The organism is Loktanella sp. D2R18, from assembly GCF_003318235.1.
GTDB lineage: Bacteria > Pseudomonadota > Alphaproteobacteria > Rhodobacterales > Rhodobacteraceae > Yoonia.
Genome location: NZ_QOCG01000009.1, coordinates 202,741 through 225,487 on the forward strand (window position 1 = coordinate 202,741; position 22,747 = coordinate 225,487).

The 22,747-nt window shown below is 54.2% G+C and carries 24 protein-coding genes and 3 tRNA genes; 11 read left to right on the forward strand and 16 right to left on the reverse strand.

The window, feature by feature from the left end; all coding sequences use genetic code 11:
• Positions 1-33: 33 nt before the first annotated feature.
• Both DS901_RS06045 and DS901_RS06050 read right to left on the reverse strand, forming a co-directional pair.
• Positions 34-1,170, reverse strand: coding sequence for an N-acetylmuramoyl-L-alanine amidase (locus DS901_RS06045; protein ID WP_258546663.1), 1,137 nt, complete (start codon positions 1,168-1,170; stop codon positions 34-36).
• On the reverse strand, positions 1,167-2,312 hold the full coding sequence (locus DS901_RS06050) for a pyridoxal phosphate-dependent aminotransferase (protein WP_113776032.1): 1,146 nt from the start codon (positions 2,310-2,312) through the stop codon (positions 1,167-1,169). Before DS901_RS06050 ends, DS901_RS06045 begins: the two co-directional genes overlap by 4 nt.
• 121 nt (positions 2,313-2,433) lie before the next feature.
• Between DS901_RS06050 and DS901_RS06055 the strand changes: the two genes are divergently transcribed.
• A complete protein-coding gene (locus DS901_RS06055) occupies positions 2,434-3,177 on the forward strand; it encodes a DsbA family protein (RefSeq protein ID WP_113776147.1) in 744 nt (247 codons plus the stop codon).
• A 277-nt stretch (positions 3,178-3,454) separates the two neighbouring features.
• On the opposite strand, the gene ispG is transcribed toward DS901_RS06055, so the two are convergent.
• From ispG to DS901_RS06080, 4 genes are all read right to left on the reverse strand, one after another.
• Positions 3,455-4,582, reverse strand: a complete 1,128-nt coding sequence (ispG, locus tag DS901_RS06065; protein WP_113776034.1) for a flavodoxin-dependent (E)-4-hydroxy-3-methylbut-2-enyl-diphosphate synthase — start codon at positions 4,580-4,582, stop codon at positions 3,455-3,457.
• Positions 4,583-4,655: 73 nt separating this feature from the next.
• Positions 4,656-5,846 carry a helix-turn-helix domain-containing protein gene (locus tag DS901_RS06070; RefSeq protein WP_113776035.1) on the reverse strand — a complete coding sequence of 397 codons (1,191 nt, stop codon included), beginning with the start codon at positions 5,844-5,846 and terminating at the stop codon, positions 4,656-4,658.
• A gap of 115 nt (positions 5,847-5,961) precedes the next feature.
• Positions 5,962-7,185, reverse strand: coding sequence for a 5-aminolevulinate synthase (gene hemA / locus DS901_RS06075; protein WP_113776036.1), 1,224 nt, complete (start codon positions 7,183-7,185; stop codon positions 5,962-5,964).
• Between the two features lie 216 nt (positions 7,186-7,401).
• Positions 7,402-8,178 (reverse strand): hypothetical protein, encoded by a 777-nt coding sequence (locus tag DS901_RS06080; protein WP_113776037.1) that lies wholly within the window; start codon positions 8,176-8,178, stop codon positions 7,402-7,404.
• 128 nt (positions 8,179-8,306) lie between these two features.
• On the opposite strand from DS901_RS06080, the gene DS901_RS06085 reads away from it, so the two are divergent.
• Complete coding sequence (locus tag DS901_RS06085; RefSeq protein ID WP_113776148.1) at positions 8,307-9,680, forward strand: M20/M25/M40 family metallo-hydrolase; 1,374 nt, start codon at positions 8,307-8,309, stop codon at positions 9,678-9,680.
• A gap of 68 nt (positions 9,681-9,748) precedes the next feature.
• Here the strand turns inward: DS901_RS06085 and DS901_RS06090 are convergent.
• Together DS901_RS06090 and DS901_RS06095 are read right to left on the reverse strand one after the other, a co-directional pair.
• Positions 9,749-9,825, reverse strand: a tRNA-Asp gene (locus DS901_RS06090).
• 28 nt (positions 9,826-9,853) lie between these two features.
• A tRNA-Asp gene (locus DS901_RS06095) sits at positions 9,854-9,930 on the reverse strand.
• Between the two features lie 41 nt (positions 9,931-9,971).
• Here DS901_RS06095 and DS901_RS06100 point away from each other — a divergent pair.
• Positions 9,972-10,166, forward strand: coding sequence for a hypothetical protein (locus DS901_RS06100; protein WP_113776038.1), 195 nt, complete (start codon positions 9,972-9,974; stop codon positions 10,164-10,166).
• Between the two features lie 118 nt (positions 10,167-10,284).
• Positions 10,285-10,530, forward strand: a complete 246-nt coding sequence (locus DS901_RS19125) for a tyrosine-type recombinase/integrase (protein ID WP_113776039.1) — start codon at positions 10,285-10,287, stop codon at positions 10,528-10,530.
• 76 nt (positions 10,531-10,606) lie between these two features.
• Here DS901_RS19125 and DS901_RS06110 read toward each other — a convergent pair.
• From DS901_RS06110 to lon, 5 genes are all read right to left on the reverse strand, one after another.
• Positions 10,607-10,682, reverse strand: a tRNA-Val gene (locus DS901_RS06110).
• A gap of 41 nt (positions 10,683-10,723) precedes the next feature.
• A complete protein-coding gene (locus DS901_RS06115) occupies positions 10,724-11,284 on the reverse strand; it encodes a histidine phosphatase family protein (protein WP_113776040.1) in 561 nt (186 codons plus the stop codon).
• 9 nt (positions 11,285-11,293) lie between these two features.
• Positions 11,294-11,605: an HU family DNA-binding protein gene (locus DS901_RS06120; RefSeq protein ID WP_113776041.1), complete on the reverse strand. Its 312-nt coding sequence runs from the start codon at positions 11,603-11,605 to the stop codon at positions 11,294-11,296.
• A gap of 220 nt (positions 11,606-11,825) precedes the next feature.
• Positions 11,826-12,263 (reverse strand): hypothetical protein, encoded by a 438-nt coding sequence (locus tag DS901_RS06125; RefSeq protein WP_147249863.1) that lies wholly within the window; start codon positions 12,261-12,263, stop codon positions 11,826-11,828.
• Between the two features lie 250 nt (positions 12,264-12,513).
• Positions 12,514-14,919 (reverse strand): endopeptidase La, encoded by a 2,406-nt coding sequence (gene lon / locus DS901_RS06130; protein WP_113776043.1) that lies wholly within the window; start codon positions 14,917-14,919, stop codon positions 12,514-12,516.
• Positions 14,920-15,332: 413 nt separating this feature from the next.
• Between lon and DS901_RS06140 the strand changes: the two genes are divergently transcribed.
• A complete protein-coding gene (locus DS901_RS06140) occupies positions 15,333-16,085 on the forward strand; it encodes a hypothetical protein (protein WP_113776045.1) in 753 nt (250 codons plus the stop codon).
• Here the strand turns inward: DS901_RS06140 and tgt are convergent.
• Entirely contained in the window at positions 16,082-17,212 is a 1,131-nt protein-coding gene (gene tgt, locus DS901_RS06145; RefSeq protein ID WP_113776149.1) for a tRNA guanosine(34) transglycosylase Tgt, read from the reverse strand. The two genes, DS901_RS06140 and tgt, sit on opposite strands and share 4 nt — an antisense overlap.
• A gap of 161 nt (positions 17,213-17,373) precedes the next feature.
• On the opposite strand from tgt, the gene DS901_RS06150 reads away from it, so the two are divergent.
• The 4 genes from DS901_RS06150 to DS901_RS06165 all read left to right on the forward strand — a co-directional run bounded on the left by DS901_RS06150 (position 17,374) and on the right by DS901_RS06165 (position 19,591).
• A complete protein-coding gene (locus DS901_RS06150) occupies positions 17,374-17,736 on the forward strand; it encodes an SUF system Fe-S cluster assembly protein (RefSeq protein WP_113776046.1) in 363 nt (120 codons plus the stop codon).
• 90 nt (positions 17,737-17,826) lie between these two features.
• Positions 17,827-18,465, forward strand: a complete 639-nt coding sequence (locus DS901_RS06155; RefSeq protein ID WP_113776047.1) for a MarR family transcriptional regulator — start codon at positions 17,827-17,829, stop codon at positions 18,463-18,465.
• Positions 18,465-19,202, forward strand: a complete 738-nt coding sequence (locus DS901_RS06160; RefSeq protein WP_113776048.1) for a DUF3307 domain-containing protein — start codon at positions 18,465-18,467, stop codon at positions 19,200-19,202. The genes DS901_RS06155 and DS901_RS06160 overlap by 1 nt, the downstream gene beginning before the upstream one ends.
• A gap of 23 nt (positions 19,203-19,225) precedes the next feature.
• Positions 19,226-19,591 carry a HesB/IscA family protein gene (locus tag DS901_RS06165; protein ID WP_113776049.1) on the forward strand — a complete coding sequence of 122 codons (366 nt, stop codon included), beginning with the start codon at positions 19,226-19,228 and terminating at the stop codon, positions 19,589-19,591.
• Here DS901_RS06165 and DS901_RS06170 read toward each other — a convergent pair.
• On the reverse strand, positions 19,588-20,505 hold the full coding sequence (locus DS901_RS06170; RefSeq protein ID WP_113776050.1) for an isopenicillin N synthase family dioxygenase: 918 nt from the start codon (positions 20,503-20,505) through the stop codon (positions 19,588-19,590). The genes DS901_RS06165 and DS901_RS06170 overlap by 4 nt on opposite strands.
• Positions 20,506-20,571: 66 nt before the next feature.
• Here DS901_RS06170 and tpiA point away from each other — a divergent pair, with 66 nt between their 5' ends.
• Together tpiA and DS901_RS06180 are read left to right on the forward strand one after the other, a co-directional pair.
• Positions 20,572-21,303, forward strand: coding sequence for a triose-phosphate isomerase (gene tpiA / locus DS901_RS06175; RefSeq protein ID WP_113776051.1), 732 nt, complete (start codon positions 20,572-20,574; stop codon positions 21,301-21,303).
• Positions 21,304-21,393: 90 nt separating this feature from the next.
• Complete coding sequence (locus tag DS901_RS06180; RefSeq protein ID WP_113776052.1) at positions 21,394-22,365, forward strand: YHYH protein; 972 nt, start codon at positions 21,394-21,396, stop codon at positions 22,363-22,365.
• Here the strand turns inward: DS901_RS06180 and DS901_RS06185 are convergent.
• Positions 22,362-22,730, reverse strand: a complete 369-nt coding sequence (locus DS901_RS06185; protein WP_113776053.1) for a VOC family protein — start codon at positions 22,728-22,730, stop codon at positions 22,362-22,364. The genes DS901_RS06180 and DS901_RS06185 overlap by 4 nt on opposite strands.
• Positions 22,731-22,747: the final 17 nt, after the last annotated feature.

The following is a 22,747-nucleotide window of genomic DNA, read 5'->3' on the forward strand; positions in this document are numbered from 1 at the left end:
CATATGGGCACCGCGCGGGTATATGATCACGATTTAGCGTGCAAATTGGTTAACGGCAGCTGCAATAGCCTCCACGATGTCCGCGCGGCTTTCGGCATCCTCAAGCGCTGCGCGGTCTTGCGCGTTAGATAAAAACCCGACCTCGATCAAAACACTTGGAAAGTCTGCGGCGGATAGCACTGCAAGCTGGCCAAAACGGTGCGGATTGGTATTGACCCGCACCCCGGCATTTTCTATCTGCGCGATCAGCATATCCGCAAATTCAACCCCCTCTGGTCCGGTCCGGTCACGCGCTAAATCCATCAAAAGCGTTGCGATTTGATCCCCTTGCGCGTCCAAATCTACGCCTGCCAAAAGATCACCGCGCTCATGGCGCGCGATCATGCGACGCGCGGCAAGCGCCCCACCATCACGCGACAAAGTGTATACAGATGCCCCACTTGCGGCATCTTCTTCAAGCGCATCGGCGTGCAACGAGATGAATAGATCGGCCCCCGCCGCCCGTGCGGAACTGACGCGCGTATAAAGCGGCACAAAGATATCTGCATCACGCGTAAGGCTGGCCTGCACACCGTCAATTGCGTCCACCGCCGTTGCCACCTCTTGCCCCAATTGCAGCATGAGATCCGCTTCACTCACACCGTCACGCATCGCGCCGGGATCAATGCCCCCATGGCCGGGATCAATGACTACAAGGAAATCGCCGGATGTCGCAGGCGGTAAGGCAACGGGCTGTGCAAGGTTCAAGTCACTTGGCGCACCTGTGTTGGCCGAAAAACTGCGCGCGTCCGTGCGTTTCAATATTATTGACAGATCAGCGCCCGCATCGGTGGTTTGCATTGCCGCTTGCGTGACCTCAAGCGGCCCCGCTAAATCCACAACCATTCGCGACCAATCCGGGCCAAGCGCGCCGTAACGTAACGCCGTTGCACGATCACCCGATAGCAAGAGATCAGGCGAAACATCCGGCCAATCCGTATTTTGAAAGTCTACGACAAGTCTGCGCGGATTATCCAATGTAAACAACCGGTAAGGCGTTACAGCTGAAAGCCCTACGTTAATTTCAAGCCGCCACCAACCGTCACCCACCGCTGTACGGTTGGGATCAACAGTCACTTGCGCCGACATTGCTGTGCAAAGACAGCAAAAGAAACAAATCAGCCGTATCACCTGCGGAAGTCCTGCATGAATTTCGCGATCCGGTCTAAGCCCTCGCGGATGTCTTGCGTATTGCGCGCATAAGAAAACCGCAGCCAATGATGCCCACGACCCGCATCAAAATCGAGCCCCGGCGTCACGGCCACCCCCGCCTGGGCCAAAATTTCCGCCGCAAATGTACGGGCGTCATCGGTGTATTCAGAGACATCCACATATATATAAAACGCCCCATCAGGCGGCGCAAAACGGGTCAACCCGGCCGCGCGCAACCCGTCGATCATCAGGGCGCGGTTAGCGTCGTACACGGCCTTGTTCTGTTCCAGCTCGTCTGTGCAATCCATTGCGTGCAATGCCAATCGTTGCGCCGCATGCGGCGCGCAGATAAACATGTTTTGCGCCAGTCGTTCAACGCGACGCACATGATTTTCGGGGACAACCATCCAACCGACCCGCCAGCCCGTCATCGAAAAATATTTTGAAAACGAATTCACCACATAGGCGTCATCCGTGACCTGGAGCGATGAAACAGGTGCGATATCATAGTCAATGCCGTGATATATTTCGTCCGAAATAAACGCCGCATCCGCTGCGTTGCAGGCCTCGGACAAAGCCGCTAGCGCGCCCGCGTCCAGCATTGTGCCTGTCGGGTTCGCAGGGGATGCCACGATCAGCCCGGCCAAATCATATTCCAATACATGCGCGGGCTGCGGCTGAAACCGTTGATCAAGCGTCGTTGGGATATCAACCGGGGTCAGCCCCACGGCCTTTAGGATTTGGCGGTAGGACGGGTAGCACGGCGTGCCTAGCCCCACCCGTTCGCCATTATCAAACAGCGCCGAAAACGCGAGCAAAAACGCGCCAGACGCGCCGCTTGTCACGACGACACGCGCGGGGTCCAGATCAACATCATACCAATCGCCGTAATGGTGCGCGATGCGCGCGCGCAACTCTGGCAGGCCAAGCCCAACCGTATAGCCCAGCGGATCCGCAAGATCAGCGATCAGTTTTTCGCGGGCTTGCGTCGGCGCGCCCGTGCTGGGTTGGCCGACCTCCATGTGAATAATATGCCGCCCGGCTGCCTCGGCTTGGCGGGCGGCTTCCATAACGTCCATGACGATGAATGGATCGACGTCGCCCCGGTTTGAATGTCGCATTTCGCGGCCCCTCTTCTTTGCCCCTATGTGCCTGTCACCGCTATGTGAGGTCAATGGACCTTGGCATTCCCCGGTAAATATGGTCTGTCACAGGCGAATATTTGTTAACGAGATGATCCAGATGTCCCTGCGCTATGCCCTGCCCTTTCTTTTCGCCCTGACAAGCCCGTTGGCTGCCCTTGAACTTGAGGCGATGACCGATGCGGAACGCGCTGCGTTTCGTGCCGAGGTGCGGGCCTATTTGCTTGAAGATCCCGAGGTCTTGCAAGAGGCTATCTCGGTCCTGCAAGAACGCCAGCAACTTGCAGAAGTCGCCAACGATCAGTTGCTTGCAGCAACCTATGCGGACAAGTTGTTTAACGATCGCCACTCCTATGTTGGGGGGAACCCGACCGGCGACATCACGATTGTGGAATTCATGGATTACCGTTGCGGCTATTGCAAACGCGCCTTTCCCGAAATTGAAGCGCTTTTGGCAACGGACGCCAATATCAGGTTTATCGTCAAAGAATATCCGATCTTGGGTGAACAATCGGTTCTCGCGTCCCGGTTTGCCATCGCGACGCAACTGGTTGCAGGTGATGATGCATATAAATCGGTCCATGACACATTGATGGAATTCAACGGTAACATTACACAGGCCAGCATGACGCGGCTTGCAGAAATCCTTGGGCTCGACGCAGAAGCGATCATTGCGCAAATGGATTCAGAAGAAGTCAGTAACGTCATCGCTGCAAACCGCACATTGGGCGAGCAAATGCAAATCTCGGGCACGCCGACATTTGTTGTCGAAGACCAAATGCTGCGCGGCTATGTACCCGTTGACGTTATGGAAACCATCGTGGCTGATTTGCGCGACGAATAGAAATTCAGTAAAATCTGTGGTGTTTCGCGGATGAAATCAATGCGTGCACCGATCCCATCACAAAGCAATTTTTGGCGGGGCATTTGTCATATTTGGTCAGTTGGTCATATAAAACGTTGTTACTCAGACCTAACCCAACGGCCAATGGCTTGAGTATTTCGACTACGACCTTGCCACCTTTGATAAAGGTTATTGGTCCGTGCATTGTCAGTTGTTTTTTCGGCAAATGTTTCATCAGCTAACTTCGATAAAACCAGAATTCGTGCAGTAGCCTGTCTTATTTCCCTGCATCCACTGCCCGCGCAGACTCTAGCTCCTTGGCCTTTTTTTCCACCTGCGTGACGATATGTTCGATCATATCTTCGTTAGACTGTTTGTGGCTTTGCTTGCCCGCCAAGTAGACCATCCCTGACCCAGCCCCGCCACCGGTAAAACCGACGTCTGTCATCAGCGCCTCACCTGGGCCGTTAACGACACAGCCGATGATGCTCAGGCTCATGGGGGTTTTGATATGTTCGAGCCGCTGTTCCAAAGCTTCGACGGTTTTGATCACGTCAAACCCCTGCCGCGCACAAGATGGGCATGAAATGATATTCACCCCGCGGTGGCGCAGGCCGAGTGATTTGAGGATTTCGAACCCCATTTTCACCTCTTCGACCGGGTCCGCTGACAAAGATACACGGATCGTGTCGCCGATCCCCGCCCACAGCAAATTACCCATACCAATCGCCGATTTAACTGTGCCGCTGCTCAACCCGCCCGCTTCGGTGATCCCAAGATGGATCGGCGCATCCGTTACATCGGCCAATTGTTGATAGGCCGCCGCAGCCATGAACACGTCAGAGGCTTTACAGCTGATCTTAAATTCATGGAAATCATTGTCTTGCAGGATTTTGATATGGTCCATCCCGCTTTCGACCATCGCATCAGGGCATGGCTCACCGTATTTGTCTAGCAGGTGCTTTTCCAGCGATCCCGCATTCACGCCAATACGAATTGAGCAATTGTAGTCGCGTGCGGCCTTGATTACCTCGCGCACGCGCTTTTCATCACCAATGTTACCGGGATTAATCCGCAAACAGGCGGCCCCTGCTTCGGCGGCTTCGATCCCGCGCTTATAGTGGAAATGAATGTCCGCAACGATCGGCACAGAGACTTCGGGCACAATCTGTTTCAGCGCCTTGCTCGAAGCCACATCCGGGACTGAAACCCGCACGATATCCGCGCCTGCATCAGCGGCAGCTTGGATTTGGGCAATGGTGCCTTTGACATCCGTCGTCAGCGTGTTGGTCATCGTCTGCACGGAAACCGGGGCATCGCCCCCAACGGGCACGTTGCCCACCATAATTTGACGGGATTTGCGGCGTTCGATGTGGCGCCACGGGCGGATTGAATTGAGGGACATAGGGCTGCTTTCAGGCAATCGCGGTTACCGACAATCTAAGCATCAAACCCGCGTGCAGCAACCGCTTGGCGGGTTATTCGCCTGCGCTATTTTCGGCCACGCGCACGACCTCGGCGAGGTCATCATCCGCTGTCAGATCTGCGACGCTATAGCTATCAAGCAGGCTGTCAGCATTGAGCGCGACATTGGACGTCACGACGCCCGTTTGGCCCGCAGGTCCATAGTGCACGCCGTTTACAGCGAAATAGACCGCTCCGCTTTCACCCACGCGCAATGTTGCGGGTTCTTCGGTTGCAGGAACTTCAAAATTCTCACCGGGTGACATCACGCCTTCAAAAATGACAGTACCATTGGCCGCCCGCACGCGCACCCATGCAGGGCGTACGGCAACCAATTGCAATTCGGGCACATCAGGACCGACGACTTGGATGGTCGGCGGATGCGGAGAGGCTACATCGGCATCAGCCACAACAACGTCTGCGTTGATCTGAGCGGGTAGAACCGAACCAAAAGAGCCAGGATTCAAGGTTGAGATTGGCGCATCGCGTGCCGTCAACACGGGCACATCAAGCGCCTGTGGGCGATACAATCGATCCAAAGCATCGAATGACGGCGCAACGAAACTGGCCAAATCTTGTGTTTGATCCACGTTATTTGTTACGCCCGAAAGCGGATCAAGATCAGCGACGACAACCGGCGCTTGCTCAACCGGCGCGAATTGTACTTTTTGTACTTCTTGCAACACGGTCCAGCCGCCAAAGCCAAGCCCGCCAATCATTGCGATCAGTACAAGTACTGACCCGATAGCGCGTGGTTCAAACCCGGCCATAACCCGGTCAGCCGCAGGCACAAATGGCGTCGCAGAGGCTGAGAATATATCTTTGCCAAGCGGTGCCACGACAGGTTCACCGATCTTGCCTTGCAACGATGATGCCTCTGCGGACATGCCGTGGGCAGTCGCAAAACCGCTTTCGGTACAAAATGTTTCAAATGCGTAATCCGGGTCCATCCGCAGATACCGCGCATAAGAGCGCACATAGCCCGCAATAAATCCGGGGGTATCAAATGCGGAGGGGTCTGCGTTTTCGATCGCGGCAATATAGGCGGCTTTGATTTTCAGCTCACGCTGAACATCCAACAGGCTTTTGCCCATTGTCGCACGTTCGCCGCGCATCAAATCGCCCAAGCGCAACTCGAAGTCGTCAAACCCCTTGGTTTGAGCGTCCTGCGCTGCGTCTGACCGGTTGAAGGTCTTGCCAATCATCGACTGTCCCGTCGCTTAATGCCCCTAAGCGCCCATGTAACGCGAATCGCGTTCACACGGGTACCTAGGCAGACGCTAACATATTAGCGGCTGTCATGCATACGTTGAAAAAGGGTTAACCTGCGAGCTCGGCGCGATTCAGCGCGCAATGCGACCAAAGATTGTCCAAAGCGCTGACAAGTGCATCCATTTCGCGCGGTCCGTGAACCGGTGACGGCGTGAACCGCAGCCGTTCAGTGCCGCGCGGTACCGTCGGAAAATTGATCGGCTGCACATAGATGCCGAACTCAGACAAAAGCATATCCGACAGCTTTTTAGTGTGGACCGGATCGCCCACGATCAGCGGTACAATGTGACTGCCATGATCGATAATTGGCAAACCCATTCCTTTTAGCCGCAGCTTAAGAATTTTGGCTTGGGTTTGGTGCTGCAAACGCAGCCCATCATCGGTTTTCAAATGTGCAACACTGGCCGCAGCCCCCGCAGCAACCGCAGGAGGCAAGCTGGTGGTAAAGATGAACCCCGGAGCGTAAGACCGTATCGCATCACACATTTTCTCAGAGGCGGCGATATAGCCGCCCATCACGCCGTATGCTTTGGCCAAAGTACCGTTGATAATATCGATGCGGCCCATCAACCCGTCGCGCGCAGCAACGCCCGCACCTTGCGGGCCATACATGCCAACAGCGTGGACTTCGTCGATATAGGTGAGCGCGCCAAATTCATCCGCGAGATCACAAATCGCTTCGATTGGGGCAAAATCACCATCCATTGAATAGATCGATTCAAACGCAATCAGCTTTGGCGCTGCCGGGTCATCAGCTTCCAGAAGCGCGCGCAGGTGATCCAGATCATTGTGGCGAAAAATGCGCTTTGCGCCACCATTCCGACGTACACCTTCGATCATAGAGGCGTGGTTTAGCGCGTCCGAATAGATAATCAGCCCCGGAAACAATTTTGGCAATGTGCTCAGCGTCGCGTCGTTTGCGATATAAGCAGAGGTAAAAAGAAGTGCCGCCTCTTTTTGGTGCAGGCTGGCAAGCTCCGCTTCGAGCCGCTTGTGATAGACTGTTGTGCCAGAGATATTACGTGTGCCGCCTGATCCAGCGCCTGTCGCGTCCACGGCCTCGTGCATCGCGGCCAAAACAACAGGATGCTGCCCCATCCCAAGATAGTCATTCCCACACCAAACGGTCACCGGAGTATCGGTTCCATCGTCCTTGCGCCATGTAGCGTGAGGAAACTGGCCGCGCTTGCGTTCGATATCAATAAAAGTCCGGTAACGGCCTTCGTCGTGCAAACGGCTAATCGCGGCATCCAGTTGGGCGGTGTAGTCCACGGGTGGTATCCTTTGTCTTGCGGTACAGGTTTCGGCGAACCGAAACTTGAATCGTTCTAAACGTCATATAGAGGCAAACGCGTCCAAGCAATACGCTACAAACTGTCACCCCTATCCCTTTTGACAGCCAAACACTCGCAACACGTTGACCTAGATCAACTACTTCTGCTTGGGCAGATGCAGCCAGATAAGCGCTATATCGTGTAGAGGTCTGCGTTAGAACCCGCTGTTGGGCACCCAAGGGTAAGCCGCCTGAAGATATTGATCCGCGGCACGCAAAAATCGGGCCTGCCCACCCGCGATATTCACCGTATTATTTAACGCGTCATAGGATGGCATATCTGGATGGGCCCTGGCCTGTTCCGCAGGCATCCCGGTTGCCGCAAAATCACGATACAGTTGGTAGCGTTGCAAGTGCAGACCCATCGCGGATTCGACCGCGCTCATGAGGTCGGGTAAATTCAGGGTTTCCAACAGCGCGCTCAATTCATGACTGCGATATGGCGGGGTGCTATATAACGCATCAAAATGTCCAAACCCTTTGGGCCCAAATGAATCAAATAGAAACGCGATAGGCCCGGCCGCCTCACGTTCATATGCATTCATCGCAGCGCCGGATTTCTGTTTTTCCTCAGCGAATGCGCGCAAAGACACAAAATACGATCCATCAACAGGTTCGGGCGCAAGATCAATTGGCGGGGCAAGCGGCGCTGCATAGGCTTGGCGGCGTTCCAACTCCGCGCGCATAGCCGCTTCGCGGACAAGTTCGCGCGACGCGCCCTCTGGCATATCCTTTTTTACCTCGGCATAAATCGACGCTTTTGCGCGCCGATTTCGCACCGCATCTCCGATCATCATCAAGATTTTAAACGGGACACCAATCACGATCACCCCTCCAACCATCAACTGTGCAAATGCAAATTTGCGGGCGTTCCGATCGATGCCTTCAAAATCAAAGGCCGTTGTGATGAGGTCTTGAAAATACGCGAACATTTGCTGGTCCAGATTACTGCGCTCTGACAATCTCTGTCCTAAATCCAAGTGTCAAACTATTCATGAATTTGATTGACCTCAGCGCCAATCGTGCCACCTTTGCGGCGACCACAACACAGGACCTCACCATGACCCTTGATCCCGTCTTAGCGCGTATTGATAACGACCTGAACGCGGCAACTGACCGGCTACTTGAACTGCTGCGCATTCCGTCTATTTCAACCGACCCTGCCTATAAGGGCGATTGCAACACTGCAGCTGATTGGCTGGTTGCCGATTTGCAAAGCATCGGCTTCATGGCATCAAAACGTCCGACACCGGGACACCCGATGGTCGTTGCGCATTCGGGCGGCACAGGGCCACATGTGCTGTTTTACGGGCATTACGATGTGCAACCCGTTGACCCGCTTGATCTTTGGGACCGCGACCCATTTGATCCACAGATCGAAGACACGGCCAAAGGCCCGGTTATCCGCGGACGCGGGTCATCCGACGACAAAGGTCAGCTGATGACATTCGTTGAGGCCTGCCGTGCGTGGAAAGAAGTCCACGGCACCCTGCCCGGCAACATCACCTTGTTCTTTGAGGGCGAAGAAGAATCTGGGTCGCCATCCCTGACACCTTTCATGCGAGAGAATGCCGAAGAATTGACCGCCGATGTGGCGCTGATCTGCGACACTGGGCTGTACGGCGATAGCACGCCTGCGATCATCACGCAGCTGCGCGGCCTTTTGGGCGAAGAGTTGACCATCACCGGCCCTGATAAGGACCTGCATTCAGGCATGTACGGCGGGTTGGCGATGAACCCTGCACGGGTATTGGCACGCATCATCGCGGCCCTACATGACGATGACGGGCGCATTACCGTACCGGGTTTCTATGATGGTGTGCCCGAGCTATCGAATGAATTGGCGGCGGCTTGGGATGATTTGAAATTCGACGAAAAAGCCTTTTTGGGCGACGTCGGCCTTTTAGAGCCTGCTGGCGAACGGGGCCGCCGCCCACTCGAGATGATCTGGTCACGCCCAACTTGCGAGGTCAACGGAATTTGGTCCGGCTACACCGGGGATGGGTTCAAAACCGTGCTGCCTTCTGAGGCCCACGCCAAAATCAGTTTCCGTCTGGTCGGCACGCAAGACCCACTAAAAATCCGCGAAAATTTTCGCAAAATGGTGCAAGACATGCTGCCCGCAGATTGCTCAGTGGCATTTAGCGACCACGGGGCCAGTGCCGCAGGCCAAATGACCACAACGCACCCCGCGTTTGACCAAGCGCGCAAAGCCCTATCTGACGAGTGGCCCAATGCGGCGGCCTATGTGGGCTGCGGCGGATCGATCCCCATCGCCGGGCACTTCAAGGACATCCTGAACATGGACGCGATGTTGATCGGTTTTGGTAAAGACGACGACGCGATCCATTCGCCCAATGAAAAGTATGACCTGTCGTCTTTCCATAAAGGCATCCGGTCTTGGGCGCGCATCCTGCACGAAATGACCAAATAACACGGCGTAGGGTGGATCTCGATCCACCCTGCTGTCGCAGTAAGGCGCCATGATATGTGGGGAATAAGTGGCGCGGTTGACGGGGCTCGAACCCGCGACCTCCGGCGTGACAGGCCGGCACTCTAACCAGCTGAGCTACAACCGCGCAGCGCTAGATCACAAAAGAAAGAAAGTGGCGCGGTTGACGGGGCTCGAACCCGCGACCTCCGGCGTGACAGGCCGGCACTCTAACCAGCTGAGCTACAACCGCGCATTTTCTTTCCGGTCTGCGACCGAACGTGGGGTGCTTCTATGTCCGCGCCCGCCCCTCGTCAAGCGGTGGTTTCGCAAAAAATGGCTTCTTGGACAGGTTTTCGATTTGTGTTCGAAAAGCACTCGATATTTGGGGTCGGGCTGGGGCCAAATCTACAACTGATTGAGCTGCAGATCACTTTGTATCACAACGTCAGTGTTTCGGCACAATTTACTTCAAACTTAAAAGCGTAACCCGCAAAGGCCGCGCAGTCTTGCCAATGAATGCACTCGCCCGCACCGCCCTGCAGACAGCTTATGCGGTGCGTCAAATGGAATATGTAACGAGTATAACGGCACGCCCATCAAGTCTATTAGGACCGGCTACGCTACTGCACTACGGCGCGCTGGACTGTCAGGTATACACATCCACCAAATCCGACACACCGTTGCCGTGCGCATGCTTGCGGCAGGCAAGCCAATTGAACAGGTGAGTCAATATCTTGGTCACAGCAATACCAGCGTCACGCAGAAGGTCTATGCGCGATTCTTGCCCGAACATTTGAGCGATGCCGCTGACATTTTGAACTTTGGAATGGCCGTACCGAAGAAACGCTAGGTCTAGAGACCCCGTAAACACTTCTCAAAACGATACGTTCTGGGAATAAAATACCAAGAAATTCATATGGATAAGATGGTGGGTGATGAGAGGCTCGAACTCCCGACATCTTCCGTGTAAAGGAAGCGCTCTACCAACTGAGCTAATCACCCGATGAGGGGTGATTTAGGGCATGTTGCGGGCGGACGCAAGCCTAAGTGAGCAAGTTTTGTGAACCATTTTTCAAATGATAGACGCAGCCCTGACCGCCATGGATGGTGGTCCCCTCAATTGCCTTAGGTCCCGCGAGAATTTCGCGCAATGTGCGCCCTGTCACACCGTGCGTCACCAGCACTGCAGGCCCCTTTAAATCTTGCAAAAATGCGTGGCAGCGGGCCTTTACCGCGGCCAAACCCTCACCATTTGGGGCGACCTCGTACTGCGCCATATAGGGATCAGGGGCGTCCGGGAGCGGCAGCGTGTCACGCAGCACACCGGACCAGTCACCGACCCCAATTTCACGCAATCGATCATCTGTACGTACCAATTCTGCCAGTGGCGCACAGGCGATTCCCGCCGTTTGCACTGCCCTGCCCTGTGGGCTGCTGATAAATGCGAATCCACGCAAGTCACATTCGGCAAGAATCTCCCCTTGGCGCGCGGCCTCGTCGCGGCCCTGCGCGGTCAGTGGAGAGTTCAGTTCTCCTTGCATACGCCCTTCGAGATTCCACGCAGTCTGGCCGTGCCGCAGGATGTAGATTTCAGGATAGGTCATCGCTGTGGGTCAGGTATCATCAGCAGCAGGGCGCGCGACCGCGTCGACCTTGGCCGTGCGAAATTTCATCGTGAGCAGCGACGCGCCGTTGTTCAGCTCTTTGGATTTGATGATCCGCGTTTTACCCATTGGCGGCAAAATCAATTCTTCTCCACGCGCAAGCGCCTCACCGATCACCGCAAGCGCCGCTTCAACTGCGGGTTTCACATCCCGTTTTTTAAGGCCTGTCCTCGCGACCACCTCGTTGAACAATTGCGGCTTTTTCAAAACGACCGGCGCGTCAGCCGCGTCTTCGGTATGTTGGGTTTCAGGCGTTGTCATGGTGTTTTCCCTTTGTTTTTCCCCACCTTAAACGGGTGACACAACACATACCAGCGTGGCCTAAGGACAATCGCCCCACCCGCTGTCAATCACCCAATCCATCTTCCTTGTGGTATTGATTACACGTTGAATTTGCGCCGCACGGCCACCCCGCACACAAAAGAAAAGCGTTGCGTGACATAGCGTGCGCAAAGGCTCTTAAACCATGCCGCTCAACGCACTATTTGAGCCAAATTCTCCCGGCATTACAAAGCCTCCGACAATCTGAAGCGTCCCGCAAAAGTTCCTCTTGCCTCAAGACTTCGTCGACACCAGGCCCGGTAAAGCGTGGATCATCACAAACCCCATTTCGCGCCCAGTCATTACGGTTCAAACCGAAGTCAATTTCAGAACATTCTGCAGGGCTGCTTTGTTCTTTAGAACGCACCTGCGCAATTAGACCTGCAGTGAGCATGCGACCACAGTCACTCGCGTCGCGCCCCGTGTTTTCTTGGCTCAGCACCGATGCCATACCTTCGCCCTTAAACCTCGGATCGTCACATTCGTTGTCGTTTGCGTATTCGGATGAGTTATCACCCAACCCTTCGACAACGACGCCTGTCATGCACCCCGCGGTAAGTAGTATGGCAAGCAAAGAAGACTTTGAAATATGGCGCATAGAAATTCCCTTAAATATAATAACTTAGACTTATAGTGATTAGGCAGATTTCCGTAGGATTTGGCACTGGCCATGTTCACGCTTAAGTTACTGCCCTTTTTGCAAAGACACCACCACCCAAAAGGCAAGGGCGCACTAAAAACCCACGGAATACGTGTGGTATGTGGTGTAAAGCACACCTATTCAGCGCCTGCGCACAAAAAAGCGCACCACTATGGGCGCGCTTTTTATTGTCACGTGATGACCGCGTTTAGTGCGCGCGCGCACCTTGTGCGGCTTCGCCTGCCTTAAGCGCCGCGGCGGCGGCCTCTTCGGCGGCTTCATCCCAGATGATCGGTTCCGGGGCACTGACCAGCGCATGCTCCAACACCTCTGATACGTGGCGCACGGGGATGATTGTCAGCCCCTCTTTGACGTTATCAGGGATGTCCGGCAGGTCTTTGGCGTTTTCTTGCGGGATCAACACGGTTTTGATGCCACCACGCAATGCGGCCAATAGTTTTTCTTTCAGCCCACCAATCGGCATCGCGTTACCACGCAAAGAAACCTCACCGGTCATGGCAACGTCTTTGCGCACGGGAATCTTGGTTAGCACCGACACAATTGATGTCACCATCGCCAGACCTGCCGACGGACCATCCTTCGGAGTCGCGCCATCTGGCACGTGTACGTGGATGTCGATCTTGTCGAATTGCGGCGGCTTCACCCCAATTTCAGGCGCGATTGAGCGCACATAGCTGGATGCGGCATCAATCGATTCCTTCATCACATCGCCAAGCTTCCCGGTCGTTTTCATCCGACCTTTGCCCGGCAGGCGCAAAGCTTCGATATTCAACAGTTCTCCGCCAACGCTGGTCCACGCCAAGCCCGTAACCACGCCAACCTGATCGTTTTCTTCGGCCAATCCAAAGCGGTGCCGCTCCACACCCAAGAAGTCATTGAGGTTTTCAGCGGTGACGTTGATCTCAGTCGCTTCTTTCTTGACGATCTTGGTCACAGCTTTACGCGCCACTTTGGCAAGTTCACGCTCGAGGTTCCGCACGCCTGCTTCGCGGGTGTAGACGCGCACCATCGCAAGCAGAGCAGCATCCGACACGCTGAATTCGGCCGGTTTCAACCCGTGATTTTTCATAACTTTTGGCAACAAATGCTGCTTTGAGATTTCGACTTTTTCGTCTTCGGTATAGCCCGAAAGCGAAATAATCTCCATCCGGTCAAGCAGCGGCCCCGGCATGTTGTAGCTGTTGGCCGTGGTTAGGAACATCACGTTCGACAGGTCATATTCGACTTCCAAGTAGTGATCCACGAAAGAGCCGTTTTGCTCTGGGTCCAGAACCTCTAGCATCGCTGACGCCGGATCACCCCGGAAATCCTGCCCCATCTTATCAATTTCATCGAGCAAGATCAGCGGATTGGTTGTTTTCGCCTTTTTCAACGCCTGAATGATCTTACCCGGCATTGAGCCGATGTAAGTCCGGCGGTGGCCGCGGATTTCAGATTCGTCACGCACCCCACCCAATGAGATACGAATGAATTCGCGCCCGGTTGCCTTGGCCACAGATTTACCCAAGCTGGTTTTCCCGACGCCGGGCGGTCCAACCAAACACATAATCGGGCCTTTAAGTTTTTTCGAACGTTGCTGCACCGCGAGATATTCAACGATCCGTTCTTTGACTTTCTCAAGTCCGTGGTGATCATTGTCGAGCACCTTTTGCGCGTGTCCAAGATCCTTTTTGGTACGCGATTTATTGCCCCATGGCACCGCCAAAATCCAGTCAAGATAGTTGCGTACAACTGTGGCCTCGGCGGACATGGGCGACATATTTTTGAGCTTCTTGAGCTCTGCATCGACCTTTTCGCGGGCTTCTTTGGACAGTTTGGTTTCAGCGATCTTCGCCTCAAGCTCGGCCACTTCATTTTGGCCTTCTTCCCCATCGCCAAGTTCCTTCTGAATGGCTTTCATTTGCTCATTCAAATAATATTCGCGTTGGGTGCGTTCCATCTGGGTTTTCACGCGTGTCTTGATCTTTTTCTCGACCTGCAACACAGACATTTCGCCTTGCATCAGCCCAAAGACTTTTTCAAGCCGTTCGGTCACAGACAGAGTTTCCAGCAAGCCCTGCTTTTGGTCAATTTCAATCCCAAGGTGGCCCGCAACCAAATCCGCCAGCTTCGCAGGCTCTGCGGCTTCGCCAACGGCGGCCATCGCCTCTTCGGGGATATTTTTCTTGATCTTGGCATAGCGTTCAAATTCAGCCGCGACATTGCGCACAAGCGCCTCTTCTTCGGCTGGATCACCAGTGGTTTCATCCAGATATTCGGCAGATGCTTCAAAAAACTCGGGGTTGTCGATAAACCCGGTAATGCGCACGCGGCTACGCCCTTCGACAAGCACCTTCACGGTGCCATCGGGAAGTTTCAGCAGTTGCAGCACATTGGCCAGAACGCCGGATTTGTAGATGCCATCTTGCGCAGGATCGTCTTCGCCTGCGTCAATTTGGCTGGACAGTAGAATTTGTTTGTCGTCCTGCATTACCTCTTCGAGGGCGCGGACAGATTTTTCACGGCCTACGAACAGCGGCACAATCATATGTGGGAACACCACGATATCGCGCAGCGGCAGGACGGGGTAGGATGAACTCAACGGTTCTTGCATAGTCACTTCCTTTATTAGCAAGACACCTAGCCCCGTTGCACGGCAGCTATGGGCGTCTCCTCATGCCGAATTCATGTAGGGTCGCGGCGTTAACCTTTCAACCAAACACGTCGTTATTTCGCACCGTAGACTGCCTGTGTCTGACGCCAGCCGCAACCATACAAACGCAAAAACCTTTCATCTCGTTTACCAAACAACAAAAAACGCCACCGCGGGTTGAACGTGAACAATTCGCTGCCCATAGTATTGTGTATTTTCATCAAGGTTTGACAGGTATACACGCCATGTTTCGTTTCTTTTACCGCCAACGAAGACGCATTATCCTGCTAACGTTGATTTATGCGACAGTCATACTGTCATTTATTATTCGCACCCCAAGCATAAACGCGACTCCATTTTCTTGGCGTCTCATTATGTATTTTACACTTATGTTTGTAGTTTTTAGTCTTGTCTGGGCCATTATCCTTGGGATAATTTGCGGGATTAGTCTATTCGTGCCGCACATTTTTATGATGTCTGAGCTGCTTCTTGCTGTTGCCGTTCCAATGATCCTAGCGACGAACGCAATTTTCAACATTTTTCCAACACTTGAGCATCCTGTCGTCGCAATCCCTATAATGATTTCACTGTGGCTAGTGTTGAGTTGGGTCATCCAGCGCTTACCGCCGAAAGTAACCTTCAAACAAACTGCGCATTACTTTTCCAAACTGTCGTCGCAGACTATTTGGGAAGGCTTCTTGCCTACTCCAAATAGAACAGATCAACATTTCTTTAAGCAGTTACTCGAAGTCACTGTCGACCCAATCAATAGGAACACTCTCCATGCCAAATATGCGATGCCATTCGGAGTTGCGGATGCAGTAATTCGCATCACAGATAATAAACCATTCGAAAATTTCACTTACACTTTCGACCTTTCGAAGCCCAATTTAAGTGGGCGTTTTTGGGTCAATATAACCGACACGGATAATCGCCGCAGTGTTGACACTGCTGTAAAATTTTCAAATGTCCCATTTTTTACTGCGCTCTCACTTTGGCTTGGCGACGCTGCCGGTGACCAGCTTGACTATGTTATGGCGCAAGAAAAGGGCTTAACCGATTACAGCGTCACAGGGTATCAAACCCGTCACAGCCTGAAACGGCTGGCAAAGAAACAAAGAACCTAAAGCGGCTCAATATCGCCTTGCGCCCGCCCTGCGTGAAAATCGGCCTCCCATGCCGCAAATGCGCCTGCAGCAATGGCATCGCGCATCCCTTGCATGATGTCTTGGAAATAATGCAGGTTATGCCATGTCAGCAGCATGCCGCTAATCATCTCTTGGGCACGGAATACGTGGTGCAGATAGGCGCGCGAATAGTTGCGGCACGCGGGGCAGCTACAGTGTTCATCCAACGGGCGCGGATCGTCTGCGTGGCGCGCGTTTTTAATGTTCAGCACACCGCGACGGGTAAATATTTGACCGGTGCGGCCAGACCTGCTGGGTAATACGCAATCCATCATATCAATGCCGCGTTTCACTGCGCCAACAATATCATCAGGTTTGCCAACCCCCATCAAATAGCGCGGTTTATCTGTGGGTAATTGATCTGGGGCAAAATTCAGCACGTCGAACATCGCCTCTTGGCCTTCACCAACGGCAAGCCCGCCAACGGCGTATCCATCAAATTCAATATCGCGCAAGGCAGCGGCGCTTTCGGCGCGCAGGTCTTCTTCTAGCCCGCCTTGCTGAATACCGAACAGCGCATATCCGGGGCGGTCCCCAAATGCATCGCGCGACCGCTGCGCCCACCGCATCGACATCTGCATACTGTCATTGATCCGTTTGCGATCCGCAGGCAGCGCGGGGCATTCATCAAAGCACATCACGATATCAGAGCCGAGAAGCTTTTGAATTTCCATCGAACGCTCTGGGGTTAGCTCGTGCTTGGAGCCGTCGATATGCGACCGAAAGGTGACCCCTTTTTCAGACATTTTGCGCAGATCGGATAGGGACATCACCTGAAACCCTCCGCTATCAGTCAGAATAGGTTTGTCCCAATTCATGAACTTATGTAGCCCGCCTAGATTAGCGATCCGTTCCGCCGTGGGGCGCAGCATCAGGTGATAAGTGTTGCCCAGCAGGATGTCAGCACCCGTCGCCGCGACGCTTTCGGGCATCATGGCTTTGACGGTGGCCGCGGTTCCAACTGGCATAAAGGCAGGCGTACGGATGTCGCCACGCGGGGTGGAAATCACCCCGGTACGGGCCTTGCCATCGGTGGCATTGAGCGAAAATGAAAATGGTTTTGTCATGCCCTGTCTTTCACCGATCTTGCGGCAATTGCCAAGGGGGCTTGCGCAATTCATCGCGGCGATATGCCCGTGCGCCAAAGCACCACTGCCGCTGCGCATGGTCTTTACCTTAGTCGCACCAATCCCTATATGTTTGCTCAGGTTTGCAAGGAAACGACGTCATGACGGACACCACAGCCCCGCTTGAAGGCGCGCCAATGATCGCGCCATCGACAACGGATCATCCACTGTACGAAGATATCGTGCAGGCATGTCGGTCCGTATATGACCCTGAAATTCCGGTGAACATCTATGATCTTGGGCTGATCTACACAATTGATATCAAAGAAGATAACGCTGTGAACGTGATCATGACGTTGACCGCGCCAGGCTGTCCGGTTGCGGGTGAAATGCCCGGCTGGGTCGCTGATGCGATTGAACCCCTGCCCGGCGTCAAACATGTCGACGTTGAAATGACGTTTGAGCCACAATGGGGCATGGAAATGATGTCTGATGAAGCCCGGCTTGAGCTAGGTTTTATGTAGCCCCGCCAAAGCACACCCCAAAAAGGGTGCAAAGTGGCAATCGCACCCTAAATCTATTGCAATACATACATCGCATCCTATAGTGGGTGCATGATTACTACTGAAAACCAGATTGCAGTCCTCACAGGCGACGTAATCAGCTCTACAGCGCTGGGTGCAGCGCAGCTCGACACTGTATTTGCAACACTCGAATCCTGCGCCAATGCGCAGGCAGTTTGGGTTGGTGGGCCGCTTAGGTTTACACGTCATCGCGGTGACGGATGGCAAGTTGCCCTGACAAACCCCAAATACGCGTTGCGATCGGCGCTGACATTTCGCGCAGCCCTACGGGCATGCACCCCCCAATTTGATAGCTATATCGCCATCGCAACGGGGGCAGCCCCCGCCAATCTATCTGACGATTTGAATACACAAAGCGACGCAGCATTCATCGCGTCAGGGCAATTGCTGGACCAATTGAAAATGCAAAAATCTGAAAGTACGATTGGCCATGCTGATGCTGGCGCAATCGGCGCAGTGGCAATTCTTGCGGATCACATGTCGCAAGGCTGGACGCAGGCGCAGGCAGCGGCCATACTGCAAAAGATTACACCGAATGCATCTATTTCATATACGCAAATGGCCCAAAATTTAGGGAAGTCGCGCCAGGTCGTGACAAAATCACTCGACGCTGCGGGCTATCATGTGCTCGCCCATGCTTTGACCACATTAGAAAGCGATTTTGCTTAATGTTTGAAACACTTGCCGCTCTGTTTTTTGCACATATCCTTGCAGATTACGTACTTCAAACCGAACGCATGGTTATGACCAAACACCGCCCGCTCACGCTCTTGACGCATACAGCCGCTGTCTATGCCACCGCGGGTTTGGCACTTGGGTCGCTTGACTGGTGGATTGCCGTTTTGGCCGCCCTTCATCTGCTGATCGATATAGGCAAAACGCTGTGGGTCAAAAATCACGATGACGGGGCAAAGCCACATCTTATGGATCAATGCGCACATCTGATCACGATTGCAGTGATTGCCGCCAGCGCCCCGGATCTTTGGGGAAACGGGATCTGGGCCGCAAAAACAACAGCTTGGGCCCCGCAGGCCATGCTATTGATCGCCGGGGCAATCTATACCACCCGCGCTGGTGGTTTCGCCGTAGGCAAGCTGATGGGCCCTTTTGCCGCTGGCGCGCCCGCCGAAAGCCTGCCGGCTGGCGGCATGATGATTGGGCAGTTGGAACGCGGGTTGATCTATTTGATGTTCATCGCGGGGCTTCCGGCTGGGATCGGTTTTTTGATCGCGGCCAAGTCGATTTTGCGCTTTGATGCGGCGTCAAAAAACGCCAAGGCCGAATACGTCATCATCGGCACGCTGGCGTCATTTAGCTGGGCGATTGCGATTTCAATCCTGACACTTGCGATCAACAATGGGTTAAACGGCGCGCCGCTTCTTGAGATCATGCCCCGCACCCCTTAAGTTAGCCGCAAAGGAGAACAGACATGTTCAACATTCCAGGTAAACAAGCGGTCAACGTGACCCCAAAGGCTGCGGCGAAAATCGCGGCGCTGATGGAAAAAGATGGCCACCAAGGCTTGCGCATTGGCGTAAAAAAAGGCGGCTGTGCTGGCATGGAATACACGATGGACTATGTGACCGAGGTTGATCCACTTGATGAAGTGGTTGAGCTGGACGGCGCACGTGTGATGATCGCGCCAATGGCACAGATGTTCTTGTTTGGCACAGAGATCGACTACGAAACGTCATTGCTTGAATCTGGGTTCAAGTTTCGCAATCCAAACGTTGTGGATGCCTGCGGTTGCGGTGAATCGATCAAATTTGACGACGCGCTTTCTGCAAAGATCTAGGGTTTGTTCAGGTGAACATAGGTTTCGCTGTACCGTTTATCGAGATGTCCGCGCGCGCGCGTCACCTCGCCTGATCCAATGGGTGCCACATTGGCATCATGGTTGGGGTTAAAAAACAGCGGCACGGATATGCGCGCATAATCCGGACCAATCACCCTGTGTGGCGTGGCTTTGATCCGACCATTTGTCCACATTTCCAACATCTCACCAAAGTTGATAATAAATTCGCCGGGTGGTGCAGAGACTGGAATCCATCCGCCTCCCCTGCGCCGGACCTCAAGCCCCGGTGACCCATCTGTGGCGAGCAAGGTCAAACACCCGTAGTCCGTATGCGTCGCAATCCCAAAATCATTCTCGCCCGCCCAATCAGGCCGTTCAGGATAATAATTCCCCCGCAAAAGCGCCATAGGCCGATCGAAAAGTGGGCGAAAATACGCGCCATCCTCGCCCGTAGCATCCGCAATCGCGCAGAGCAAATCAAGCGCGAAACCAGTTGCTTGCACGTAATACTCCCGCAAGGTCCGTTCAAACTCAGCAGGCAGGTCAGGCCAAAGATTTGGCGCATAGCATGCAAGCTGCGTCAGCGGGTCATCCGCTGGCAATTCCAAACCACAATCAAACACCTGTTTGTAATCAGGGTTCGCGTCAGGATCGACCTGTTCAGAACCGGGCGCACCCCAGCCGCGATTTGATCCAGTTTTCGCCATGTCAAAGGGCGCCTTGGCAGCCGCAGGTAAATCAAAAAACCCTTGATAGGAGGCAAGGACAGCGTGCATTTTTTGCGCCGTAAGGGGCGTGTTGTAGACCGTCATAAACCCCACACCGGTTGCAGCCTCGCGCGCGGCATCATATGCGGCCGCATTTCCGGCCAAAAGTGCAGCCACATCAATCCGCGGAATTTCGATATCAGCCATTGGACCCCTTCCGATCTACGCTTACGCTTGATAGCAAGAACCCACCGCAGACAAAAGGATGTGCATATGCCGCGTAAACTGGCCGCCGGAAACTGGAAGATGAATGGGCTTCGCGCCAATCTGACAGAAATCGAAACGCTGGCCGAACGGCACGCGGATTCACCAATCGATATTCTGATCTGCCCGCCTGCGCCGTTGATCGCAGCGTGCCAAGGCACTTTGCTTGATATTGGCGGCCAAGATTGCCACCCGGCCACATCAGGCGCGCATACAGGCGACATCAGCGCACAGATGCTGGCGGACGTCGGCGCCACCTATGTGATCACCGGGCATTCGGAACGGCGTTCTGATCACGGCGAAACCGACGCAATTGTCGCGGCCAAATCAGAAGCCGCCTATGCGGCCGGGATCACCGCCGTGATTTGTCTGGGTGAAACGTTGGCCGAGCGCGAGGCGGGCACCACACTGTCAGTCATCGACACCCAATTGACGGGGTCCGTGCCAGCGACGGCCACCGTGCAAAACACTGTGATCGCTTATGAACCCGTCTGGGCCATTGGCACGGGCAAGGTGCCAACACTGGATCAAATCGCTGAGGTCCACGCATATATCCGCGCCCATCTGAACGCGCGGTTTGATGACGGTAACAAAATGCGTATTCTTTACGGCGGATCAGTCAAAGGCAGCAATGCGGCGGGTATTTTTGGCGTACCACATGTCGATGGGGCCTTAGTTGGGGGCGCAAGCCTGAAAGCGGATGATTTCAGCGAGATCATTACGGCGCTTGAGGCCAGTTGAAATTCTTTCCGGCTGCGACGGGAAATCAGGTATACTTCGTATAAACTTTGAATCGGCACATGCCGATTCAATCAACTGATCGGAGCCCACATGCGTTACATCCTTGCCCTACCCGCCTCTCTCCTGCTTTGCAGCCCCGCCCTCGCCGACGCAAATGCCGATCGGTTGCAAGAGATCGGGCAATTTTTTGAAAATGCCACAGTAATTAGCGGGCCTGAACTGGTCGATTGCATCCTGTCTGGCGGGACTGAAACAACCTGTTTTTCAATTACGGTCAAACCAGACCCGCAAGACTCCACGCCGGGCCCTTGGTGCCCGACCTCGGTGAACGATAGCGCGGATGCAGGCGGCATTTGGTTGAAAGACGGAACAGTCCACGATGTGGACGGCGCATTCATCACAGACCTTTCGGCGCTTTATGGTGACGACACTTGGCAGCTTTATGACGAAGCAACAGGCGCTGTCCGCGTGACCGACACCCAAGATGCGTGCGAAGCCGCCGCCCGCCCCGATGTTGCAGAAGAGTATCAAAATTACTGTGTACAGTGCCTGCCTGAATATATGGATGAAGAGGCATCCATGACCTATGTGATCCCGCTGACACCCCAAGTCAGCACGCGTAACAACCCAACCAATTTTGCGGGGTCTGGGATCGCGGCGAACGGCGTGCGGCTTGACGGACCGGCCCCGGTTGATGCCATTCTTGCAGCCCACACCATTGCCCCGTTCGATGACTGCGGTGGTCATGTGAACACGCATGTCGGTTACCACTACCACGTCGCAACCGATTGTATTGAAGGCACGCAAGCCGAAGGATCAGACGCTGTACAAATTGGTATCGCGATGGATGGCTACGACATCTTTAGCCACTTGCTGCTCGATGGTTCAGCGCCCGAAGATCTTGATAGCTGCAATGGCCACATCGGACCGGATGGGTATCACTACCACGCAGGTGAAGCCGGATCGAACGCGATCGTCGGATGCCTGAAGGCCGAAGCAGGTTGCGCCTCAGAAAACCCTGATCAGACCTGCGACGCATCAGCACGACCACCACGCCCTTAGGCTGGTGCGGTAGGTTCCCATAATTCAATGGGGTTGCCTTCGGGGTCGTGGATACGCACAAAGCGCCCGACCCCGTCCATTTCCACTACTTCGCCACAGGTAATCCCCGCTGCCAATAGCTCTGCACAGGCAGCGTCAAGATCAGCGATCCTAAAATTGATCATGAACGCCTTGTCTTTGGGGAAGTATTCGGTTTTTGCGTCAAAAGGCGAAAATACAGTGACACCTGTTTCGGTCACCCATGGCGCCATCTCTGATGTTGTCGGGGCGGGCGCTATACCCAAATAAGTTTGATACCAGTCGGCCAGACCGACCGGATCTTTGGCGCGGAAAAACACGCCACCAACCCCAAGCACATTTACCATTGTCGTTCTTCTCCGTT

Bases quoted from the DNA above. Each gene is read 5' to 3' on its own strand.
- DS901_RS06050 (WP_113776032.1), bottom strand. From the start codon at position 2,312: ATGCGACATTCAAACCGGGGCGACGTCGATCCATTCATCGTCATGGAC.
- DS901_RS06055 (WP_113776147.1), top strand. From the start codon at position 2,434: ATGTCCCTGCGCTATGCCCTGCCCTTTCTTTTCGCCCTGACAAGCCCG.
- ispG (WP_113776034.1), bottom strand. From the start codon at position 4,582: ATGTCCCTCAATTCAATCCGCCCGTGGCGCCACATCGAACGCCGCAAA.
- DS901_RS06070 (WP_113776035.1), bottom strand. From the start codon at position 5,846: ATGATTGGCAAGACCTTCAACCGGTCAGACGCAGCGCAGGACGCTCAA.
- DS901_RS06080 (WP_113776037.1), bottom strand. From the start codon at position 8,178: ATGTTCGCGTATTTTCAAGACCTCATCACAACGGCCTTTGATTTTGAA.
- DS901_RS06085 (WP_113776148.1), top strand. From the start codon at position 8,307: ATGACCCTTGATCCCGTCTTAGCGCGTATTGATAACGACCTGAACGCG.
- DS901_RS06100 (WP_113776038.1), top strand. From the start codon at position 9,972: ATGTCCGCGCCCGCCCCTCGTCAAGCGGTGGTTTCGCAAAAAATGGCT.
- DS901_RS06115 (WP_113776040.1), bottom strand. From the start codon at position 11,284: ATGACCTATCCTGAAATCTACATCCTGCGGCACGGCCAGACTGCGTGG.
- DS901_RS06120 (WP_113776041.1), bottom strand. From the start codon at position 11,605: ATGACAACGCCTGAAACCCAACATACCGAAGACGCGGCTGACGCGCCG.
- DS901_RS06125 (WP_147249863.1), bottom strand. From the start codon at position 12,263: ATGCGCCATATTTCAAAGTCTTCTTTGCTTGCCATACTACTTACCGCG.
- lon (WP_113776043.1), bottom strand. From the start codon at position 14,919: ATGCAAGAACCGTTGAGTTCATCCTACCCCGTCCTGCCGCTGCGCGAT.
- DS901_RS06140 (WP_113776045.1), top strand. From the start codon at position 15,333: ATGTATTTTACACTTATGTTTGTAGTTTTTAGTCTTGTCTGGGCCATT.
- tgt (WP_113776149.1), bottom strand. From the start codon at position 17,212: ATGACAAAACCATTTTCATTTTCGCTCAATGCCACCGATGGCAAGGCC.
- DS901_RS06150 (WP_113776046.1), top strand. From the start codon at position 17,374: ATGACGGACACCACAGCCCCGCTTGAAGGCGCGCCAATGATCGCGCCA.
- DS901_RS06155 (WP_113776047.1), top strand. From the start codon at position 17,827: ATGATTACTACTGAAAACCAGATTGCAGTCCTCACAGGCGACGTAATC.
- DS901_RS06160 (WP_113776048.1), top strand. From the start codon at position 18,465: ATGTTTGAAACACTTGCCGCTCTGTTTTTTGCACATATCCTTGCAGAT.
- DS901_RS06165 (WP_113776049.1), top strand. From the start codon at position 19,226: ATGTTCAACATTCCAGGTAAACAAGCGGTCAACGTGACCCCAAAGGCT.
- DS901_RS06170 (WP_113776050.1), bottom strand. From the start codon at position 20,505: ATGGCTGATATCGAAATTCCGCGGATTGATGTGGCTGCACTTTTGGCC.
- tpiA (WP_113776051.1), top strand. From the start codon at position 20,572: ATGCCGCGTAAACTGGCCGCCGGAAACTGGAAGATGAATGGGCTTCGC.
- DS901_RS06180 (WP_113776052.1), top strand. From the start codon at position 21,394: ATGCGTTACATCCTTGCCCTACCCGCCTCTCTCCTGCTTTGCAGCCCC.
- DS901_RS06185 (WP_113776053.1), bottom strand. From the start codon at position 22,730: ATGGTAAATGTGCTTGGGGTTGGTGGCGTGTTTTTCCGCGCCAAAGAT.